The following is a 20806-nucleotide window of genomic DNA, read 5'->3' as shown; positions in this document are numbered from 1 at the left end:
TCCCTCCTCAAGATCGTCACTACTCAAGGGACTCCACTCGTGACCACGGCACCACCACATCCGGCAACGCAACACGGCGTCCCGCCCGTGCCCGAACCAGGCCAGGTCGTCGAGGTCCGCGGCTCCACGTGGGCCGTCGCCGACGTCCGCGAGCAGGGCCTGACACGCAGCCCGGCCGACGAGGGCGTCGCAGGCACCCACCACGTCGTCTCGCTTCAGTCTCTGGACGAGGACCGCCTCGGCACCGAGCTCGACGTGGTCTGGGAGCTGGAGGTCGGCCAGACCGTCGCGCCGGACCAGGGCCTCCCTGAGGCCATCACCGCTGATGGCTTCGACGACCCGAACCGGCTCGCGGCGTTCGTCGACGCCGTGCGCTGGGGTGCTGTGACGTCTGCCGACGAGAAGTCGTTCCAGGCGCCGTTCCGCAGCGGCGCGAACGTCGAGGCGTACCAGCTCGAGCCGCTGCGACGCGCGCTGCAAGCCCCCAGGACGAACCTGCTCTTAGCTGATGACGTGGGCCTAGGGAAGACCATCGAGGCCGGGCTCGTCATCCAGGAGCTGCTGCTGCGGCACCGAGCGCGCTCTGTGGTCATCGTGTGCCCGCCCAGCCTGTCGCTGAAGTGGCAGGACGAGATGCGGGAGAAGTTCGGGCTGGACTTCGTCATCGTCAACAGCGCGCTGATGTCCGACGTCCGCCGCAGCCACGGGCTGAACGCCAACCCGTTCCGACTGTTCCCTCGCGTCATCGTCAGCATGGCGTGGCTGCCGTCCCTGCGTGCGCAGCGGCTGCTGCGGGACGTCTACGCACAGGTCGGCGACATCAACTCAGCCCGCCGCTTCGCCTTCGACATGCTCGTGGTCGACGAAGCCCATCACGTCGCGCCGTCGAGCCCGAGTGCCGTGGGTGGTGGGCGCGGGTACGCAGTGGACAGCGCCCGCACAATCGCCACACGCGACCTGGCGATGGTCTGCGAGCACCGCCTGTTCCTCAGTGCCACACCGCACAACGGGCACTCCGAGTCCTTCACGGCGCTGCTGGAGATGATCGACGACCGCCGTTTCAGCAGAGGGGCAACGCTCGACGAGAAGGCGTTGGCAGACGTGACCGTTCGTCGCCTCAAGACCGAACTCCACGATAAGCAGTTCCAGCCTCGCCAGATCAAGTCCATCCTGTTCACCCCAAGCGACGACGAGCAGGCAGCCTTTGAGTCGTTGACCTCGCTGTTGGAAGAGTCCGCCCGTGCCAACGGCCGTGGCCGTTCCGGCGACATCGTCTCCATGCTGCTGAAGAAGCGGTTCCTGTCCAGCTCCTGGGCTTTCGCCATGACGATGTCGCTTTACGACAGCTCAGGCTCAAGTGGTCGTCTGCCGGACCTCGACGACGAGGACGACTACTACGCGGAGGTCCTCGGCAGCGAACAGGACGACGAGGAGGAGGGGCACTCCGACCAACCGGAGTTCTCGGCCCTCCGACAAAGCAAGGGCTCAGACCCGTTGGTGGCCGCCTCGCCCCAGCAGATCGCTGAGTTGGTCGCGTGGGGGCAGGGGTACGAGAACCAACCGGACTCCCGGCTCAGGGCCCTGGTCACCTTCCTCGACGCGGTGTGTAGACCGGACGGGCGTCTGTGGTCCAACGAGCGGGTCGTCATCTTCACCGAGTACGCGACCACCCTGGAGTGGATCGTCGGCGTACTGGAGCAGCGCGGCTACGGACCGGTCCTGGACACCATCCGGGGTTCGACCGACCCCGAGCAGCGTGAGCAGACGCGCGCACGGTTCAGCGAGAGCCCGGACAAGGAGCCGATCCGCGTACTGGTGGCCACGGACTCCGCAGGCGAGGGCATCGACCTGCAGGCGTACTGCCACCGGCTCGTCAACTTCGACATCCCGTTCAACCCATCACGCCTTGAGCAGCGGATAGGCCGCATCGACCGCTACGGCCAGCAGCACACCCCGGAGATCTACCACTTCCAGCCCGACCGGGCCTCGACCACCTATGGCGCAGACATGGACTTCATGCGCCGGATCGCGGAGAAGGTCGGCACCATCGCCAGGGACCTGGGTTCGGTCAACCAGGTCATCGACGCCCAGGTGCAGAACCACTTCAGCCGCCTCAGGTCGGTGCGGACGAAGACACCTGCCGATGACGGCAACGCCATCATCGGCCGAGCTTTGGCCGGCAGCGCGGAGCTCAATAGGCAGCTGACGGAGCTGTCGCGCACGTACGCCGACCGGAAGGCAGCGATGCACTTGACGCCTGCCAACTCTCGCCGCGTCGTCGACACCGCCCTTTCCCTCACGGCGCAGCCTGAGCTCGTCGAGATCGGCGACGACTACTCCGACGCCGAGGTGTTCCAGGTGCCGTCGCTGGGCTCCTCGTGGCAGCCGGCATTGCGCGGGCTGGACACGCGCCTGAAGCCTGGAGTCTGGCGGCCTATCACGTTCGACGACGGCCAGTCCGGCCGGAGCGACGTGGTGCACGTGCACCTCGGTCACGCCCTGCTGCAGAAGGCGGGACGGATCCTGCGCAGCTCGCTGTTCAGCGCCGACTCCGCGATGAGCCGGGTGACGGCCGTGGTCGTGCCCGGCATCGAGCAGTCGTGCGTGGCTGCGGTGTCGCGGCTGGTGCTCGTGGGTCGCGGTGGCGTTCGCTTGCACGAGGAGGTGTTCCTCACCGGCATCCGGGTGAGGGGCCAGGCGATGGCCGAGAGCAAGGTCGAGCAGCTGTTGGAGCAGACGCTGGACGGCCAGGGCCTGACCTTGGCCGACGACCGGATCCGAGCGCAGCTGTCTGCCGAGTGGAACCAGGACGGCTCTCGCCTGCGCTCCCGGCTACTCACGGCCATGACTGGCCGTGCCGAGCGGCATCAGGGGGCGGTGGAGGAGCGGCTGGAGTCACGCAGGCAGTCCGACGTGACGCGCGCCCGCGAGATCTTCGGCGCCTTCCGGCGCAACCTCCACGACTCCCAGACGCGACTACGTGCGATCGAGGCCGAGGAGGCATCCACCTTGTGGCCCACAGAACAGCTCGCGCAGGTCCGTCGCGACATCCGCGCCATGGAGGATCGCCTTGCCACGCTCGCCGACGAGGAGGCGCGTGAGGTCGCGGCCATCCAGGAGCGCTACACCGACATTCGCCCGCACGTCTCGGCCGCCGCCGTGGTGTTCGCGCTTACCCCGCGGGACGCTCGTCAAGGAGAACTGGCATGAGACGTCGCGTCACCGCCCCCAGCGGCACCGAGCAGCATCGACGCTGGCTCGAACTCGTCGACACGGACGGACCGTTCCTGGCCGTCCCCGCGCTGAAGCGCGTCTGGCCGCAAGGCATGCCACAAATCTCTTCGTCCACCCGCGCCACTCTCGTGGATGCCAAATCGACCTTTGAGCGCGCCTGGGACACCTGGGACGCACAACCAGGTGAGCCCGCACATATCGAGGCCCTGCGTGCGGCGCGGGACGCGTTCGCAGAGACGGTGGTGCGCGACGTCGCGGGCTGGGCCGAGGGGTTGAAGCTCGACCTGAGGCACACACCGGCGGCGCAGGCTCGTGGAACGTCGCCCAATCGCGTGGTGACCGTCGAGCCGGACTGGGCCCTGGTCCGGGGTGACACCGTCGGCGCCCTAGTCCTTCTGGCCGATCCCTGCGACTCGCTGCACGACGTGGTCGACGACGGGTGGGCCGCGTGCCCCATCGACCGAGCCGAGGCCGTGCTCCGTGCGTCGGGGGTGCCGTTGGCCGTGGTCACGGATGGGCGCTGGTGGGCGCTGGTGAGCGCGCAGGCGGACACCATGGTCGCGAGCGGGGTCGTCGACTCTCAACGCTGGGTCGAGGAGCCCGACGTGCGCGACGCCTTCCTCGCGCTCCTGTCTCCCAGGCAGCTCGTCGGTGGCGCCCCGGAGGACCGGACAGCACAGCTCTTCCTGGAGTCGGTGACGGCCGCCGAGGACGTCACCGAGGCGCTGGGGACGCAGGTCCGTCGTGCGGTGGAGCTTCTGGTCAGCGCCTTCGCAGAGGCAGCGCAGGACGCCCGGCGACGTGGTAGCCCTGACCCGCTTCCAGTTGACCGTGACCTCGTGTACCAGGCCGCCGTCACCGCGATGATGCGGGTCGTATTCCTGCTCTTTGCCGAGGAGCGTTCGCTCCTGCCGCAAGGACGCCTGTTCACGATGGGCTACGGCATCAGCGGTGAGCTGGACGTTCTGGACGCCCGGGCCCGCGAGGAGGGGACAGAGTCGCTCGACGCCACGGCCCTGACCTGGCACCGGCTTCTGGCCACGTCGCGGGCCTTGTACGCCGGCGCGACGTTCGAGGACATGCGCCTGCCGTCGTACGGTGGATCGCTGTTCGACAGCGCGCGGTTCCCGTTCCTCACCGCCCGCGACGAGCGCGGTGTGCTCGCCGTGCCGGTCAGCGACCGCGTCATGCTCGAGGTGCTGCGATCCGTCCAGGTCGCCCAGCTCAAGGGCCAGCCCGCCCGGCGGATCTCGTTCCGCGCGGTAGACGTGGAGCAGATCGGCTACATCTACGAGGGCCTGCTCGGCTACTCGTGCGCCGACGTCGACGACGTGACCGTCGGGCTGATCGGGGCTGCCGGCGCCGAGCCAGAGATGACCCTTGACGCTCTCGACGACCTGGCGGAGCTGCACCAGGACGACACTCGGCTGGCGGAGGCCATCATCGCGACGGTGAAGGCGTCTCAGCCGGGCGCGACTCCGGCCTCGAAGGCGGCGATCACCAAAGCCCTGCGCACTGGCGACCAGATGGACGACGTCGACCGCGCCCTGCTCGCGGTGACCCGGGACCGCGGGCTCATCGAACGGTTGAGGCCCTACATCGGCATCATCCGCCGGGACCTACGCGACCGGCCGATGGTGTTCCAGGCCGGCGGACTCGTCGTCGTCGAGACCCCATCACGGGCGACGTCGGGCGCGCACTACACGCCCAAGTCGCTTGCTCGCGAGGTAGTCCTGCACGCGCTGGAACCCCTCGTCTACCGACCGGGACCGCACCAGACGGCTGAGCGCGATCAGTGGCAGTTGCTCAGCTCCGACGAGATCCTCGACCTCAAGGTCGCCGACATAGCCTGCGGCTCTGGGGCTTTCCTCGTGGCGGCCGCGGAGTACCTGGGCGAACGGCTCCTCGAGGCGTGGCACCGCGAGGGCGTCGCGCGTGGCACTTCCCAGGAGATGAAGACACGGGCTGTGCGCCAGGTCGTGGCCAACTGCCTGTACGGCGCTGACATCAACGGCATGGCAGTCGAGATGTGCAAGCTCTCGCTCTGGCTCGTGTCCCTCGACCCCAAGCTGCCGTTCTCGTTCGTCGACGACAAAGTGCTACTCGGCAACTCCCTCCTGGGCCTCACCGACCTGGAGCAGCTTCGGGCGCTGCACATCCGGCCCGGGGAGGCGAAGGCTGCGACATTGTTCTATCAGACCGCGGACGGGGGCTGGACGGAGCGCCTGGAGGTGGACGCCGTCATCGCGCGCGCGGTTAGCCTGCGCCAGCGCCTCGCCTCCGAGATCGATAACGACGACCCCCAACGGTCTGCCGTATCCAAGCGTCGACAGTGGGACGACTACCAACAACTGACGGGCCAGCTCTCCACCATTGCTGATGCCGTGGTCGCCGCAGGCCTGATTGTCGGAGGCAAAAAGGGGCGAGCCCTCGAGGAGGCGTATGAGAACCTTCGAATCGCAGCGGGACTTGCTTACCCGAAACACGGTGAAGCCGACCCGAGGATGCTTGACGCGATCATCGAGAGCGGGCTGACCCCAACAGTGGAGACCGACCACCTCAGGTGGAAGCCGCTGCATTGGGCACTTGTGGTGCCCGATGTAATGACACACGGAGGCTTTAACGCGGTTATCGGGAACCCTCCCTTCCTGGGCGGATTCAAACTGACCAATGCTATGGGAGCCAACGCTCGTGACTGGTTGATTAATGTCATCTCAGACGGAACGAGAGGGGCAGCAGACCTGGTTGCCTACTTCTTTCTTCGAGCTACACAATTGCTGACACAAGGTGGCAGCCTTGGGTTGATCGCCACCAACACGCTGGCCCAAGGCGACACTCGCGACGTAGGCCTAAGCCGAATGGTTGCGCAGGGATTCTCGATCACTAGGTCTATCCAGTCCAGGAGGTGGCCCGCCAAAGGCGCCAACCTAGAATACGCTGCGGTATGGGGCCGCCTGGGGCCCCTCGGCGAGCAAGCGCAGATTTATTCAGATGATCGCCCAGTTGCTCGCATCAGTCCACTCCTCGAAGCGGAGGGACGAACCGCAGGCCCTCCGGCTCGTCTGGCCGCAAATAGCGGGATCGCCTTCAAGGGAGGTTTCCTAATCGGAATGGGCTTCGTGATTGACAAGAGCGAAGTCGATGACTGGATTGCCACCGACAGGAACAACGAATTGGTTCTGACTCCATACTTGGGCGGCGATGACCTTTACGGTCGCCCCGACTGCTCGGCGTCGCGCTGGGTCATTGACTTTTTTGATCGAGACGAGGCAGCTGCAGCCAGATTTTCTTTGCCCTTCGCGCGAGTTCGTGATGAAGTTCGCCCCGTGCGCGAGAAGGACAACATGAAGGCACGTCGGGAGAAATGGTGGCAACACGGTGACAAGGCTCCCCGCATGCGGGCTGCTATCGCGCGTCTCAACGAAGTGCTCGCCCTGACGGTTGTTAGCAAGACTCTGATGCCTATGCGCGTGTCGGCGAAGCAGTTGCTAAGCAACTCCTTGTGCGTCTTCGCGACCGATTCCTATGCAGACCAAGCCGTGTTGTCGTCGAGCCTGCATCAGTTGTGGGCAGTAAAGTACGGTTCAGGGCTAAGGTTGGATCCTCGCTACACACCTTCGGACGTCTTCGAAACTTTTCCACGTCCCGAGGAGACGGCGCTCCTCTGTTCAGTCGGTCGCACACTGGATACTGAACGACGCGAATTGATGCTGAGCCGAGACATTGGGGCAACTCAGCTTTACAATCGGGTGAACGACCCTGCCATCTCTATGACCTCAGACTCCGATGTGGGCCGCATGCGTGAGGTCCACGTCGAGTTGGACCAAGCAGTCATGGCTGCCTACGGCTGGGACGACGTACCGCTCGACCACGGCTTCCACACCTACCGTCAGATGGAGCGCTGGACAGTGAGCCCGGCGGCAAGGGTCGAGATCCTCGATCGGTTGCTGGAGGAGAACCACCGGCGCGCGGCTCGGCAGGGCGACGTCGCGCCTCCTTCAGACGACACGGAGGTCGAGGAGTGACCGAGACGCCGGTGCCGCCCCGCGACCCAGTCGTGCCTCCCCGAAAGACACCGTCTTACGAGCTCAGCCACGCACCCGACGGCCGGTCGTGGACCGATCGGGAGAATCTTGCCGACATCCTCCAGCGAGAACTTCTCGGGCCTTCGCGCGGCGACGAGGAGGTCATCGAAGCCCCGCCGGACTCGATGTACCTCGTCGGCCGCATCGCGCCCGTCCGCCTGACAGGCAAAGCAGACCCCGCTCAGGCAGGCTCCGACGAGCCTGCTGCGGACGTGGGCGACGCAGCCGACGCAGCCGAGGGTCGCGGAGTCCCGGTGACGGCGGTCGGCGACACCACGGCGGAGTCCGACGAGGACGCCGTAGATGACCAGCCACAGCGGCGTGGCCTGATGATCCCCGCCTCCATGGGGCTGCGCTTTCAGATCCCCGCCGACCTCCCGACCTTCACCGTGCGAGCGTCCTGGGGCGTGTACAACCCCTTCGACAGCGGCGAGGTGTCCAAGGGCGGCGCTGCTATCCGCCACTTCCGACGCACCCCGGTAGAGAAGCCGGTCGTCGTCACCGTCGCCGACCTGTCGCCCGCGACGACCGCTGAGTACCCCCTCCAGGACGACGTCGTGCTTCGCGTCGACGTAATGGACGACCCTGACCGCGACCGCCGTCTGATCGAGGTGGCGCTGTGCAACGACCGCGAGACTCCCAGCCGCATCCCCGTCAACGCCTGGCTGTTCCAGACGAAGCTCTACGTTGAGACTGACGGCGAAGCCGCCTTCCTGCCCGTGACGGACGTCCTTGCCGACACCCGATTCGAGCGGGACGACGAGCTCCGCCGGCTCAACCTGCAGTACCGGGACCGGCTTGAGTTCGCGCACGGACGCACTTGCTCGGCCGACTGGTCCGAGCAGCCCGGCACGCGCCGCGCCAGTCGGGTGTGGACCACCTGGCTACCAGTGTCTGAGACCCCGCAGACGCTCGCTACCGAGATCGACGGAGCGCTGCTGGACATGCGCCGGCTGGCGGAGGCGTCTCCGGCAGAGGTGGACGCGGGCCTCAGACCGATCATCACGGGCTACCGGGAATGGCTCGACACCCAGGACGGACTCGCAGCCGCGCTCCCTGCGCACTTGAAGGACGACGCCCACGACGCGCTACATGACGCCCGTCGGGTCTGCACGCAGCTGGAGTCAGGCCTGACGCACCTGCTCGCAGATCCCGAGGCGCTGCGGTGCTTTCGCTTCATGAACCGGGTCATGGCCGACCAGCGCATCCAGTCCCAGGTCGCCGAGGAGCGAGCCGCGTTGCCCACGCTCGGACGGGACGCGGCACGTGAGCGCGTGCTCGCGAAGGGCCCGAGGGCACACTCCTGGCGTACGTTCCAGCTCGCCTTCATCCTCATGCAGCTGGAGTCGTTGTCGCGGCCGGAGCTGGACCGCCGGTCGGGAGACGACCTGGGCAAGGTCGAGCTGCTGTTCTTCCCCACCGGCGGCGGCAAGACGGAGGCGTACCTCGGCCTCGCGGCCTTCACCTTCGCGGTACGGCGCCGACAGGGCATCGTGACCGGCGTCGACGGGCCTGTGGACGGCCGCGCCGGTGTGGCGGTGCTCATGCGCTACACCCTCAGACTGCTCACCGCTCAGCAGTTCCAACGCGCCACGACCCTGGTCTGCGCCGCCGAGCTGGCCCGCCGCGAGGACGAGGCCACCTGGGGGACGGAGCCCTTCCGTATCGGCCTGTGGGTCGGCACCGACGTGTCCCCCAAGCGGTACCCCGAGGCGGCTGAGCAGCTCGCGAACGTCAACGACGGCCGGCGGCACCGCCTCACCGTCCTGCAACTGCAACGGTGCCCGTGGTGCGGGACACGCATCGAGGCCAGGGACGTCCTGGGCGACGACGCGCACCGGCGGGTGCACGTCTACTGCGGGGACGAGTTCGCCGAGTGCCCGTTCGCCCGAGGTGGCGTCGTCGATGACGGTCTCCCCGTCCTGACCGTGGACGAGGAGATCTACCGACTAGCCCCGGCCTTCGTGATCGCCACGGTTGACAAGTTCGCGCGTCTGGCTCGAGAGGGCGAAGCGGCGTCGCTGTTCGGGTACGTGCGCCAACGCTGCGAGCGGCACGGGTACGTGCACGCCGACTACGAGCCGTGCAGCCTGAAGGACGGCAGCAAGCACCCCGCCAAGGACGGCTTGCCTGCCGCCGCGGTGCATGCCGTGAGCCGTCTGCGTCCGCCGGACCTGATCATCCAGGACGAGCTCCATCTCATCACCGGGGCGTTGGGCACGACGGTCGGACTGTTCGAGGTGGCTATCGACGTGCTCACGTCCTGGACGACCGCTGGCGGCAAGCGCGTCAAGCCGCTGATCGTCGCGTCCACCGCGACCGTCCGAAACGCCAACGACCAGATTCGGGGCCTGTACGGGCGCGGCGTCACCGTGTTCCCCCCGCAGGTCCTCGACGTCAAGGACACGTACTTCTCGACCGAGGTAGCGGTGTCCGAGCAGCAACCTGGGCGCAGGTACATCGGGATCAGCACCACGGGGGTTCGCCTCACCTCCGCCGAGATCCGGGTCTCCGAGGTCCTGATGTCGGCGGCACAGCTGCTCATGGACCGGTCCGGGGCTAGCGCGGACCCGTACATGACGCTCGTGGGGTACTTCAACGCCACGCGGGAGCTGGCCGGCATGGCCCGCTATATGGCCGACGACATCCAGACGGCGTTGAGCAAGGGGCGGCCGTGGACCGGGCTGCCGCGGCGACGGGGGACCGACTACGGCAGTCTCAACATCGCCGAGCTGACCTCCCGTGTCGCCAGCGCAGACATCACCCGCACGCTGGACGAGATGGGTCGGCAGTTCACGCCTGACCACGACTCCACCGAAGGCAAGCGCGTCCGCATGGAGCAGCGCGCCGCGGGCCAACACGTCGAGGCGCGCACGGCCAACCCGTTCGACGTAGTGCTCGCGACCTCCATGCTCCAGGTCGGTGTCGACGTGACGCGGCTGGGTCTCATGCTCATGGTGGGGCAGCCGAAGAACACGGCCGAGTACATCCAGGCGTCCTCGCGCGTGGGTCGTGACGCGGCACGCCCCGGCCTGGTCGTCACCCTGGGCAACTGGGCTCGGCCTCGCGACCTGGCTCATTTCGAGCAGTTCCGGCACTACCACGAGACCTTCTACGCGCAGGTGGAGGCGTTGTCCGTCACTCCCTTCTCCGTCACCTCGATCGAGCGCGGCCTCGACGGCGTCCTCGTCAGCGCAGCGCGAGTGCTCGACGCCGTCCGCGCCGACGGGCTGTCGGCCGAGCGAGGCGCAGGACGGATCCAAGGCGAGTACGACCAGGTGAAGGAGCTCGTAGACGCGCTCGTTGCCCGCGCCACACTGTCCAGCCCGACGACGACCCAGACCACCCGTCAGCGCCTGCTGAACCGGCTGGACCAGTGGGTCAACCGGCGAAAGGCTCTCAGCCAGCAGCAGCTCACGCTCGTGTACGAGCGTCAGGCCGGAGACGGAAAGCACGAGGCGCTGCTCATCAGCCCGGACAACGCCCGCGCTGTCGCGGGGGCGACATCAGGCCCGCCGTTCGTCGTCGCCAACTCGATGCGAGAGGTCCAGCCCGAGATCAACCTGCTGGTGAGTCCGATCAAGGAGCGCCTGTACGCCGTCGAGCCGGACGACGCTCCCGGCTGGGAGCTCGACGAGACGAACGGGGCAGTCAATGACTGACACCACCATGACCTACGCCGACGACCTCCTGGACCCGCTCGGCGACGTCGACACGGCGTCGGCGCAGAAGTCGACCAAGAACCGCGCCAAGGTTGGTTCCGCCCGTCCTTCGTCATTGCTCTACACCTACGGACCGGGCTCGATCATGGACCTTCCCCAGTTCACGATCATGCCGGCAGGGCTCGACGACTGGGAGACGATCTGGCGGCGCCGGGACGGTGTCCCCAGCCTGCACGCGCCTCGGTTGCTCCAGGCCGTGCAGACGATGCTCGGCTCGCAGGTCAGCGAGCTGCGCCCTTTTCCGTGGGCGCCCAAGAAGAACTTCATGTCCAAGGAGGGCGACGACCTCGGGGTCCCCGCTCGGGTCTTCCCACAGTGGATGCGTTGCACCGGGTGCGACCTGCTCGGTCCGATCAGCCGCTTCACGTACACCAACACCCACCCGTACAGGACGGACGAAGCCCGTTTCGAGCACGAGAAGTGCTACGGGCGGGCGGGTAAAACGAACCGCAAAGCCCGTCGTCGGCCCGCTGTCCCTGCTCGCTACCTGCTCGCGTGCGCTGACGGCCACCTGGACGAGTTCCCCTACACGTGGTGGGTGCACCACGGCAATGACTGTCCGAAGGCCGAGTTCCCGGTCCTGAAGATGGTCGACCGCACCGGCGGCAAGGGCGCGTCGGCGACGATCTCCTGCGACTCGTGCAACGTCCGGCGGCCCATGAACGAAGCCCAGGGCGAAGCCGCCCGCGGCAAGCTGCCGAAGTGCCGCGGTAGGCACCCGCACCTGAACGCCTTTGCGGCCCAGGGCTGCCCGATGCCTGTCCGGCTGATGCTCGTCGGGGCGTCAAACCTGTGGTTCCCCGCAACTCAATCGATCATCGTCATGCCACAGTCGAGAGCGGAAGCGGTCGCCAGCCGAGGGGACGCACTCAAGGCGGCGCTGGGGGACCAGCTCGCCCAGTTCCACGACAACGTCGCGTTCGTGCGGGCGCTGCTGCAACAGGGCGGCTCACCGCTCGCCAACCTGTCTGACGACGACCTGAGCGCAGCCATCACGTTGGCAATGGCACCGGCCCTCTCGGACGAGGAGCTCGAGGAGCAGCGCCGCGCCTTCGACCCGGTCGACCTGCTCGTGCCGGAGTGGCGCTACCTCCAACGTGACCCAATAGGCAATCAGCACGACGACCCCAGCGGCCTCATGCTGTCCGGCCGAGCCCTGGATCCGCAGCTGCGGCCACAGATCACGCGGGTGCTCGCCGTCGACAAGTTACGGAAGGTGAACGCGGTTCTCGGCTTCACGCGGATCGACGAGATGGAGCGCGTTAGTGACCTCACCTCCCGGCTCGTGCCGTTGAACCGCGACAGGCGGCCACGCTGGGCAGTGGCGACCGAAGATCGAGGTGAGGGCATCTTCCTGCAGCTTGACGAGCAGGCGGTCGACGCCTGGGAGCGGACGACCGTCGGTGGTGAGATCTGGGCGGACCACCGGGCTGCACACCGTCGCAACTTCGAGCGCCGCTACTCCGAGACCGCCAAGCAGGTCGACGCTGACGAGCGACTCAAGCCTCCCCGTTACTGGCTGGTGCACACCTTCGCCCACGTGCTCATCCGGGAGATGGCCATGCAGTGCGGCTACTCGGCAGCCAGCCTCAGTGAGCGGATCTACGCCTGGACGGCCGACAGTGGGCGAGAGCCTGCGGCCGGGCTGCTGATCTGCACGACCGCGTCCGACAGCGACGGCACCCTGGGTGGGCTCGTCCAGTTGAGCGAGCCAGCACGACTTGAGCAGGTGGTGACCTCGGCGCTGGAACGTGCCGGCCGCTGTTCATCTGATCCGGTGTGTGCCCATCGCACGCCCAAGGACCCCGAGGACTTCCTGCACGGAGCAGCCTGCCACTGCTGTGCCATGGCGTCCGAGACGTCCTGCGAGCGGGCGAACCGGTTCCTAGACCGGCGCTTCCTCGTCGACCTGCCCGGAGCGGTTGGCCTTGGCTTCTTCAGCTGAGGCAGCGACTGCGGTGCGGGCGCTCGGTGCGTTCCTCACCGTCTCGGAGGCCGATTCAGTCGCCGCAAGGCTGGTCGCAGGCGAAAGCTTCACAGGTGCACTCGCTGCCATCGGCCCGGCACGCCGACCCGAGGTGACCCGGCTTGCATCCGACGCCGGGTTGCGGCACGACCCTCAGACGCTCGCGGTCGTCCTGCGGGCCATCGCCGGCGCGCGAGACGCGGACACGGACATCGGGACGCTGTGGACAATGCCCGGGCACTTGGCTCAAACCAGTCCACTGACGACGTCGATCGTGCGGCTCGTGGCCGGCGCAAGAACCTCAATCGTCTGCTCGACGTTCAACTTCCAGGAGACGTCGGGACTATGGGAAGGCCTCCGCGCGGCGGCGGGTCGACCGGAGATCGATCTCCGCGTCTACGTCGATGCGCGAGCGAGCGACGGATCGTCAGGGCCTAGCTCGTCAGAGATCTCAAAGAACTTGCGGCCGGGGGTGGTGCTCCAGACGCGACCGTTTGAGGGCAAGGCAGTGCGAAATCATGCGAAGCTAGTGTGCGTAGACCACCGGTTCCTCGTGGTCACCAGCGCCAACTTTTCGTGGAGCGCCGAGTACGGCAACGTCGAACTCGGCATCACTATCGATAACCCCGGCATTGCAGCCTCGGTCGAGCGGGAACTTCGACGGGCTGAGGAGAGACTGTATAAAGTAGTGCCCAGTTAGCTAGGTATCGGACGCCGGAAGGCCTAGCGTCGGCACCTCGCGGGTCATCTGGGCTGCGAGCGTGAAGAGTTGGCGAGCCGAGGCACAATCGTTGTCGAAGTACGGGTCAGGCTCGACGCCGTACTCTGGAGCGGCTGCCACGTCAGGTCCAATCGCCAGAGTATGAACGTCGCCTCCATGGGAGTAGCCGTTGATGACAGCTCGACCGCGCCGAAGTGTTTCGCGAGCCGCAATGAGGTAACGCAACGCGTCCAGCTCCGGGCCGTCCTCCTCGCGTATGCCACGACGGCGGATGTAGACTTCCAAGCACGCTTGCGGCTGCACGGAAAGACCAACGTCTATGCCCGCGGCCTTCTGAACCGCGAGAAGACACTCCTCTATCTGCGCAAGCACCAGCGTGAAGTCGTACACGTCGCCGTCGTCGCCATCCTGTCCGGCCCAGACTATGCGCATGCGACCGACTCCAGCCCTATGTCCATTTGTGTCGCAACCGCACCATGCGAGTAACGTGAGCACGCAGGAAACGGGGCCGCCATCACAGCGACTCGAAGTGACGCCGGATCGCAGCAGCCATCAGGCGTCGTCGCCGCTCGAGGAACCCTGGGTACGAAGCCGCGGTGACAGCCTCGATGTCGTCTGGGACCGCATTTTCCCGGAGGTTTGCCATCAAGTCGCCGCCATCGACAATCTCCCCGAGCACCAAGCGGGACTCTTCGATCTGCTGCCGTACCCGGGCCATGTATTGCGCGGGCGGCGAGTTGGAGATGCTGATGTTGATGGACGTCTCGGTCAAGGCCAGGTTGGCCACCTGGTTGTAGTCGCGCCGGTCGGGAAAGCCGTTCTTCTGCAGGTAGTCTTTCGGCACGATGTGGTGGATGTCGCCTGACTGCTCGTGCATGGCAGCAACCGTGATGGACTTTGAGAGGAAGCCCCTAGCCCCAGCAGCCACCTGTGCGGCGACGAAGGCCTGGAAGTAGGGGCTGCTCGTGCTCGTGGTCTCCAGATTCGCCGGTAGGGCCACGGTCCAGAACCCGTCGGTGAGCTCCGACTCCTCGATCTGCTTCAAGTAGGCGGCCGCACCCAGCGAGCTGATGCGGCGGATGTCCTGCTCCCACGTCGACTCGAAGCTGCCGGAGTGACGCGCCGTAAGCGTCGACATCACGTACCAGCGCCGGACGATCCGCTTACGTTCGCCCTCCGTCATTGAGTCGTCCTCACGCAGGCGCAGGTACAGTGCGTAGGCGAAGTTCAGGGCGTTCTTCGAGCCGATGAGGTCTTGTGAGATGAACCCCGCGGACTTGATGATCATGATGAAGTTCTCAAAGTGGTACTTCCGCACCACTTCCCCCAGAGCCGCCTCCAAGCGGTCGTAGGCGAGTGGGACGCGAGCCTCGTCGACCCGACGTGTCTCGGGATCGCGGCCGGAGAGCTCACTGACGATCGACGACGCCTTGCCCCGGCTGAAGCCGACCAGTCCGACCACTCGGATCACGTCACCGTAAGCCGGGTCGTATAGGTCCTCCGAGTCATCCTTCAGCCAGGCGATCGACTTGAGGTGGCCGCTAGCCACGAACTCAGCGTCGTTCTCGGCGATGTCGGAGTAGGCGTGCGGCGCCACGGCCAGGTGGCAGAAGTAGTCGATCAGCTTGCGGAGGTTGCGGCCTCGGTCTCCGTAGGTCGCGATCTTCGACATAGCGAAGTCCGCGCTCGACAGGGGTACGCCCTTGCTGTTGATCCGGATGAAGATTTCGGACACGGTCTCGACATCCAGGTCGTCGTCGAGCGCGATGATCCCAATCTGGGCGTTCTTGACGGCCTCCAGGCGTGCGAGGCTTGCTTCTACACTCCCCCGATCGATCTGAGGGTTCGCCTCGAAGTACTCGCTGATGAAGCGGAAAGTCGACGACGAGTTGAAGAGCTCGCTGATATCACTGATCCAGGCGCTGTCCTTATCGATGACAGGCGTGAGCGTCGCGAACTCCTCGGCCACGGGATTGAAGGCGATCCGGATGCGCGCGGACCGGTACCGCTTGTCGATCACCTTCAGCCCGGCCACCGCAGCTCTGAGGGCAGTGATTCGCTGCTGGCCATCGATGAGGATCTGCTGGTGCGCCGCCGTTCGGCCGCCCTTCAGGTGTGCTCCCACCGACTGCCACGTGATGAGGTAACCCACGGGATAGCCCTTGTAGAGGGAGTCCATGAGGTCACGGACCTTGACGCTGTCCCAGACGAACGGCCGCTGGAGCTCCGGGATGGCGATGTGATCCCGCTTCACGTCCTCGAGGAGCTGAGTCACGGCCGACTGGGTCACGCGGTACTTCGCCATATGGGGTGTCTACCAGCGACACCGGACACGGGTGACCGGTTCGGTCGGCTCAGGCGCCTTCGCGGTGGTCACGCGGCCGAGAAGCCCTCGAACCTCGCCTGGAGGCGATCCGGGTCCGGCCGCTGCGACCGCACCCGGGGCACGTGCATGAGCGGCTTGCCGTGGTGCTCCTGCAACCCGTGCCGGAGCATGGGGCCGTCGACTTCGTCGAGGAGACGCTGCGAGATCCGCACCTCGTAGTCCGGCGTGACGCCGAGGACGTTGCTGTCGAAGGCGGCATGGTGGATCTTGCACAGCGCCAGGCCGTTGGTGACCACTGGGAGCCCGTGCTCATGGGTGTCCGGGGTGATGTGCGCCGCGTCGAGCAGGCGTCGGTGGTGCAGCGAGCACACCGCGCAGTGCTCGTCGTAGGCGAGCATCACTCGACCGGCGAAGACGCGCTGGTGCAGCCGTCGGCGCGTCTGGGTCACCAGGTAGCGACGCGTGGCCTCTTCGATGACGGAGCCAGGCGTGACGAGCAGCTCGTCGGTTGGCGCCAGGACGAACTGCTCCTGCTCCTGCTCCTCGGCGATGAGGTAGATGGGGGCGATCGCCTGGAAGACACCCGGCTGTAGACCGATGAACCACATGAGCGGCAGACGGCGCTCCATCGCGCGCCGCAGACCGCGGTTCTCACTCGACCCGCCGGAGTCCCGGCGCAGCTTGTAGCGGTGCAGGCCATCCGACCCGATGTCGTCCTCGTACGGGCGCACGCCACCCTTGGCGACGGCGGTGAGGATGGACAGTGCCGCGTCCCAGCCAGCGGGCTTGCGGATGCCGCGGCCTGTGTCGACGAGAGGAAAGCGCACGCCGTCGACGGAGAAGTCGTTGGTCAGTTGCTCACGCGTGACGGGGACCTCGCCGTCGAACGTCACCCGTCGGAGCCACTCCAACGCCTGATCGCGAATTCCGTCGGGCGTCGTCACCGAGCCAGCTTGCCGCACGAAAGGGGTGACACGGCGCATCCCGTCGATCGCGAGCGTCCGGCAGACTCCTACCTGCCGTCGCGAGGCGCCGGAACCTCCGCCGATAGCCACCGACACGCGCCGGTGACGACGTCCTCACACTCCTCCCATGTCGCCCAGCCGAGACGCTCGCTCATCTTTTCGATCGTCGCGGCATCACGGTGCGGCAGGTCCTCCCGGAGGGCAGTCGGGTTGCTGCGGTACTCGTGGAACAGATGCCCGTACAGCCGCGACCGTGGCTGTGATCGGAAGAGCTCCGGCGTCAGCAGCACGACGTACGTCTGCTCCGGGTCACGTTCGTCCAGGCCAGACAGCAGTCCGCGGTTGGGCTCGAGTACGACGTCGACGATGCGGGCGAGCTGGTTGCGCGTCGCGTCGTAGTGGGTGTCCTTCGACAGGTCGGACAGCACCTTCGCCTCGAACGCGACCGCGACGCCCGTCGACGCGAGCAGCAACGCGTCGAGCTTCGTGGCCCCCTCGAGGTTGCGGCTCGCGACGCCACGAGCGCGCACCCACGGCAGAATGGCGACGCGGTCGAGTCGGTGAGCCAGACCCTCCTTGTACGAGGGCGGCGAGGGCAGGTTCACCTCGAAGAAGAGCTCCAGCCGGTCAGGGTCGCCCAGCGCGTCGCGCCAGCCCTCCCAGCCGTCCGGCACTCGTCCGTCGAAGGCACGCTCGAGCAGCTGCGCGAAGCGGCCAAGGCGGTCGTCGTGGTGGAACAGCGTCATGAGCGCCGACGCCACCCAGAACCGTTCGTCCTTCTCCACCTGGTGCGAGACGGCGGAACACCGCTGCGTCGGCAGACTGGTGCGTGCGGTGTGGGCGGCAACTGCATGCTCGAGCGCCAGCCGCGCACTGTCGCGGTAGTACCGCGTGTGGCGCTCGTGACGACGACAACCTCGCGAACGACCTCTGCTCGCGAGACGACCTCGAACCGGAAGGCGCGGACGGTCAGGACGACACCTGGACGGATCCGCTGGACCCTTTCGACGACGACTCGTCGGACGACTGGTGACGCGTCGCGCGACCTTGGTCGGGTGCCCTCGTCTCCAAGTCGACGGAGGTAGCGCTCGACGACTGCAGCGGGCGCCCCCGCTGACCGATGGTCTACCGGGGTGATGATCGATGACCGGCACGACCGACGACGTGCTCGCGACCGCGGGCGGTTCGCTGCGCGCGGACGCAGCGGCCTGCCGTGAGCTCGCCGAGGAGTGCGCCCGCGAGCGCGAGGCGCTGCTCGACCGGGCGACACGGCTCGAGGCCGCCAGCCGCGCCGAGGTGTCCGTCGCCGCGACTCTGTTGTCCCTCGAGGTGTACGGGTGGCGGGTGCTCGCGGACCGGCAGTGGCCACGTTCCGCTGGCAACGTCGACCTGCTCCTCGTCGGGCCGGGCGGCGTCGTGGTTGTCGACGTCAAGCGTTGGGCGGAACCCCGCATCGCCGGTGACCGCCTCTTCCGCGGCGACGAGGACGAGACCGACACCCTGACGGCGCGCAGCGCGAGCGCGGTCCCTCTCGTCGTCGATGCCCTGTCGGACCTCGGGTACGCGCCCACGGCCGTCGCCACTGCCGCCGTCCTGTCCGGTCACCGGCTCCCGGCCACCGACGTCGCCGGTGTCGTCGTCGTCGGCGAGGCCGAGGTGGCCCCGTGGTTGCTGCGGCGTGGTCGCCGGCTCGCCCGGCGCGACGTCGACCGGGTCGTCCGGCTGCTCGACGCGAGCTTCCCGCCGCACACCACGTCCGGCCGTCGCGCGTCCCGGACGGTCGTCAGCCCGCCGAAGCCCCGCACCCGCCCGGCGCCGGAGACCGCCGACCTCTTCGACGCCGCGGAGATCGCCGCCGCCGACCGGGCCGCGGCGACCGCCGCGCCGATCGAGCAGTGGATGACGTGGCTGCACCCCGACCAGGCGCCGCTCGTCACCCGCACGTTCAACGGACCGGCCCGCCTGGCCGGGCCTGCCGGCACGGGCAAGACGGTTGTCGCTCTCCACCGGGCCGCCCTCGCCGCGCGCCGACCCGGGGCGCGGGTGCTGCTCACCTCCTTCGTCCGCACCCTGCCCGTGGTCCTCGCGACGCTCGTCCACCGACTCGGCGACGGCACCGGCGGGACCGTCGAAGCGCAGAGCGTCCACGGCTGGGCCCGAGGGCTGCTTCGGGAGCGCGGGGTCCGGCCCAGGCTCGACGCCGACCGCGCCGAGGTCGCCTTCGGTCGGGCGTGGACCTCGGTCGGTCGCAGGAGCGTCCTCGCCACCGTCGCGGTCGTACCGAGCTACTGGCGCGAGGAGATCGACCACGTCATCAAGGGACGCGGCATCAACCGCTTCGAGGACTACGCCGCTCTCGACCGGATCGGGCGTCGCACGCCCCTGCGCCTGGAGCACCGCGAGGCCGTGTGGGACCTGTACTGCTCCTACCAGGACGCGCTCGCCGCAACGGGCCGTCACGACTTCGCCGACGTCCTTCGCCTAGCCCGGGACGAGCTCCGCACGGAACCGCTGGAGCAGCCGTACACGGCGGTCGTCGTCGACGAGGTCCAGGACCTCACGCTCGTCGGGGTCCAGCTGCTCCACGCCGCGGTCGGCGACCGCACCGACGGCCTCCTCCTCGTGGGTGACAGCACCCAGGCGCTGTACCCGGGCGGCTTCCGGCTGAAGGACGCCGGCGTCGACGTGGTCGGCCGCTCGGTCCGGCTCGGCCGCAACTACCGCAACGCGGCGGCGATCCTCGAGCACGTGAGCCGGTTGCCGGCACAGGCGGTCGACCTCGACGCGGACGTGACGGAGACGCCGAACGGCGAGGTGCCGCCGGTGACGACGCGCCTAGGCGGGGCGGTGCACGCCGTCGAGGCGGCCAGCCCCGCCGCGCTCGACCAGGCGCTCCTCTCACGTCTGGTCGATGCCATCCACGCGGGCGCCCGGGCCGGCGACTGCGCGGTCCTCGTGCCCGGCAACCGGGACGCCGAGCGGTGGCTGCGACTGGTCCGTGCGGCAGGGCTCCACGCCGTCTCCCTGCAGGAATACGACGGCCGGCCCGTCGACGCGGTCAAGGTCGGCACCGTGCACCGCGCCAAGGGCCTCGAGTTCGCCCACGTCGCCGTGCTCGACACCCACCCCATGCCACCGCGCCGGTCGGCGGAGAGCGACGACGCGTACGCGGAACGGGCAGAGGAGTGGCAGCGCCGCCTCCACGTGGCGCTGACCCGGGCCCGGGACACGCTGTGGTGCGGTCGTGTCGTCGGCCCGGCGTCCGGTCGGTCCGCCACGATGCCGCGGTGACCGCGTCAGCCGCCGCGTCCCCGGCGTTCCTCGACGAGGTCGACCCGACGGTGCTGGCCGTCGCGGCCGGTCTCGTCGTCGTGCTGCTGTGGGCGGTCACGAGGCGACAGTCCCGGCGCCCCACCCGGCGGCCCACCCGGCGTCGGGGCCGACGCACGCGCCAGCCCGCCGTCGGTGACATCTGGTGGGCGGACGTGCCGTTCGAGGACGGCACCGGCAGCAAGGACCGGCCGTGCCTCGTCGTCGAGACCCACGGCCTGCGGACCGTGGTCCTCTCCATCACGAGCACCGACAAGTCCGGCCGCCGCGGGTGGGTGGAGGTCCCCCGCCACGGCTGGGCGGGAACCGGCGGCATCAGCTGGCTCCGGACCGACCGCCGCATCGTCCTCGACCCGCACCGGCTGCGGCGCTACGCCGGTCCGTGTCCCACGTCCGTCCGCAAGACGATCGGCCTGTAGCGCACCGCGCGCCCGTCGAGCGGGACGAGCCTCGGCGC

Annotated in this window: 11 protein-coding genes; 7 read left to right on the top strand and 4 right to left on the bottom strand. The window is 67.8% G+C overall.

Translation table 11 applies throughout. The features are described 5' to 3' along the window. Positions 1-87 precede the first annotated feature (87 nt). The 5 genes from drmD to drmC are packed head-to-tail and all read left to right on the top strand — an operon-like array spanning position 88 to position 13707. The gene (gene drmD / locus WAB14_RS01190; protein WP_340266569.1) at positions 88-3210 is read left to right on the top strand and encodes a DISARM system SNF2-like helicase DrmD; all 3123 of its coding nucleotides are present in this window, start codon (positions 88-90) and stop codon (positions 3208-3210) included. Next, positions 3207-7259 carry an Eco57I restriction-modification methylase domain-containing protein gene (locus WAB14_RS01185; protein ID WP_340266568.1) on the top strand — a complete coding sequence of 1351 codons (4053 nt, stop codon included), beginning with the start codon at positions 3207-3209 and terminating at the stop codon, positions 7257-7259. The genes drmD and WAB14_RS01185 overlap by 4 nt, the downstream gene beginning before the upstream one ends. After that, a complete protein-coding gene (gene drmA, locus WAB14_RS01180; RefSeq protein WP_340266567.1) occupies positions 7256-10981 on the top strand; it encodes a DISARM system helicase DrmA in 3726 nt (1241 codons plus the stop codon). The genes WAB14_RS01185 and drmA overlap by 4 nt, the downstream gene beginning before the upstream one ends. After that, positions 10974-12986 carry a DrmB family protein gene (gene drmB, locus WAB14_RS01175; RefSeq protein ID WP_340266565.1) on the top strand — a complete coding sequence of 671 codons (2013 nt, stop codon included), beginning with the start codon at positions 10974-10976 and terminating at the stop codon, positions 12984-12986. Before drmA ends, drmB begins: the two co-directional genes overlap by 8 nt. A gap of 13 nt (positions 12987-12999) precedes the next feature. Further along, positions 13000-13707, top strand: a complete 708-nt coding sequence (gene drmC / locus WAB14_RS01170) for a DISARM system phospholipase D-like protein DrmC (protein WP_340266563.1) — start codon at positions 13000-13002, stop codon at positions 13705-13707. Here drmC and WAB14_RS01165 read toward each other — a convergent pair whose 3' ends face one another. From WAB14_RS01165 to WAB14_RS01150, 4 genes are all read right to left on the bottom strand, one after another. Next, on the bottom strand, positions 13708-14160 hold the full coding sequence (locus WAB14_RS01165) for a hypothetical protein (protein WP_340266562.1): 453 nt from the start codon (positions 14158-14160) through the stop codon (positions 13708-13710). An 82-nt stretch (positions 14161-14242) separates the two neighbouring features. Further along, a complete protein-coding gene (locus WAB14_RS01160; protein WP_340266560.1) occupies positions 14243-16033 on the bottom strand; it encodes a GmrSD restriction endonuclease domain-containing protein in 1791 nt (596 codons plus the stop codon). Positions 16034-16101: 68 nt separating this feature from the next. Further along, complete coding sequence (locus tag WAB14_RS01155) at positions 16102-16998, bottom strand: HNH endonuclease (protein WP_340266558.1); 897 nt, start codon at positions 16996-16998, stop codon at positions 16102-16104. A 68-nt stretch (positions 16999-17066) separates the two neighbouring features. Beyond that, positions 17067-17765 (bottom strand): hypothetical protein, encoded by a 699-nt coding sequence (locus WAB14_RS01150; protein ID WP_340266556.1) that lies wholly within the window; start codon positions 17763-17765, stop codon positions 17067-17069. Between the two features lie 397 nt (positions 17766-18162). On the opposite strand from WAB14_RS01150, the gene WAB14_RS01145 reads away from it, so the two are divergent. Both WAB14_RS01145 and WAB14_RS01140 read left to right on the top strand, forming a co-directional pair. Then, positions 18163-20310: a UvrD-helicase domain-containing protein gene (locus WAB14_RS01145; protein ID WP_340266554.1), complete on the top strand. Its 2148-nt coding sequence runs from the start codon at positions 18163-18165 to the stop codon at positions 20308-20310. Next, positions 20307-20768 carry a type II toxin-antitoxin system PemK/MazF family toxin gene (locus tag WAB14_RS01140; protein ID WP_340266553.1) on the top strand — a complete coding sequence of 154 codons (462 nt, stop codon included), beginning with the start codon at positions 20307-20309 and terminating at the stop codon, positions 20766-20768. The genes WAB14_RS01145 and WAB14_RS01140 overlap by 4 nt, the downstream gene beginning before the upstream one ends. The last annotated feature ends 38 nt before the right edge of the window (positions 20769-20806 follow it).

This window comes from Aquipuribacter nitratireducens (assembly GCF_037860835.1).
In the GTDB taxonomy this organism is placed as follows: domain Bacteria; phylum Actinomycetota; class Actinomycetes; order Actinomycetales; family JBBAYJ01; genus Aquipuribacter; species Aquipuribacter nitratireducens.
This window is presented reverse-complemented; position numbering and strand designations above follow the sequence as displayed.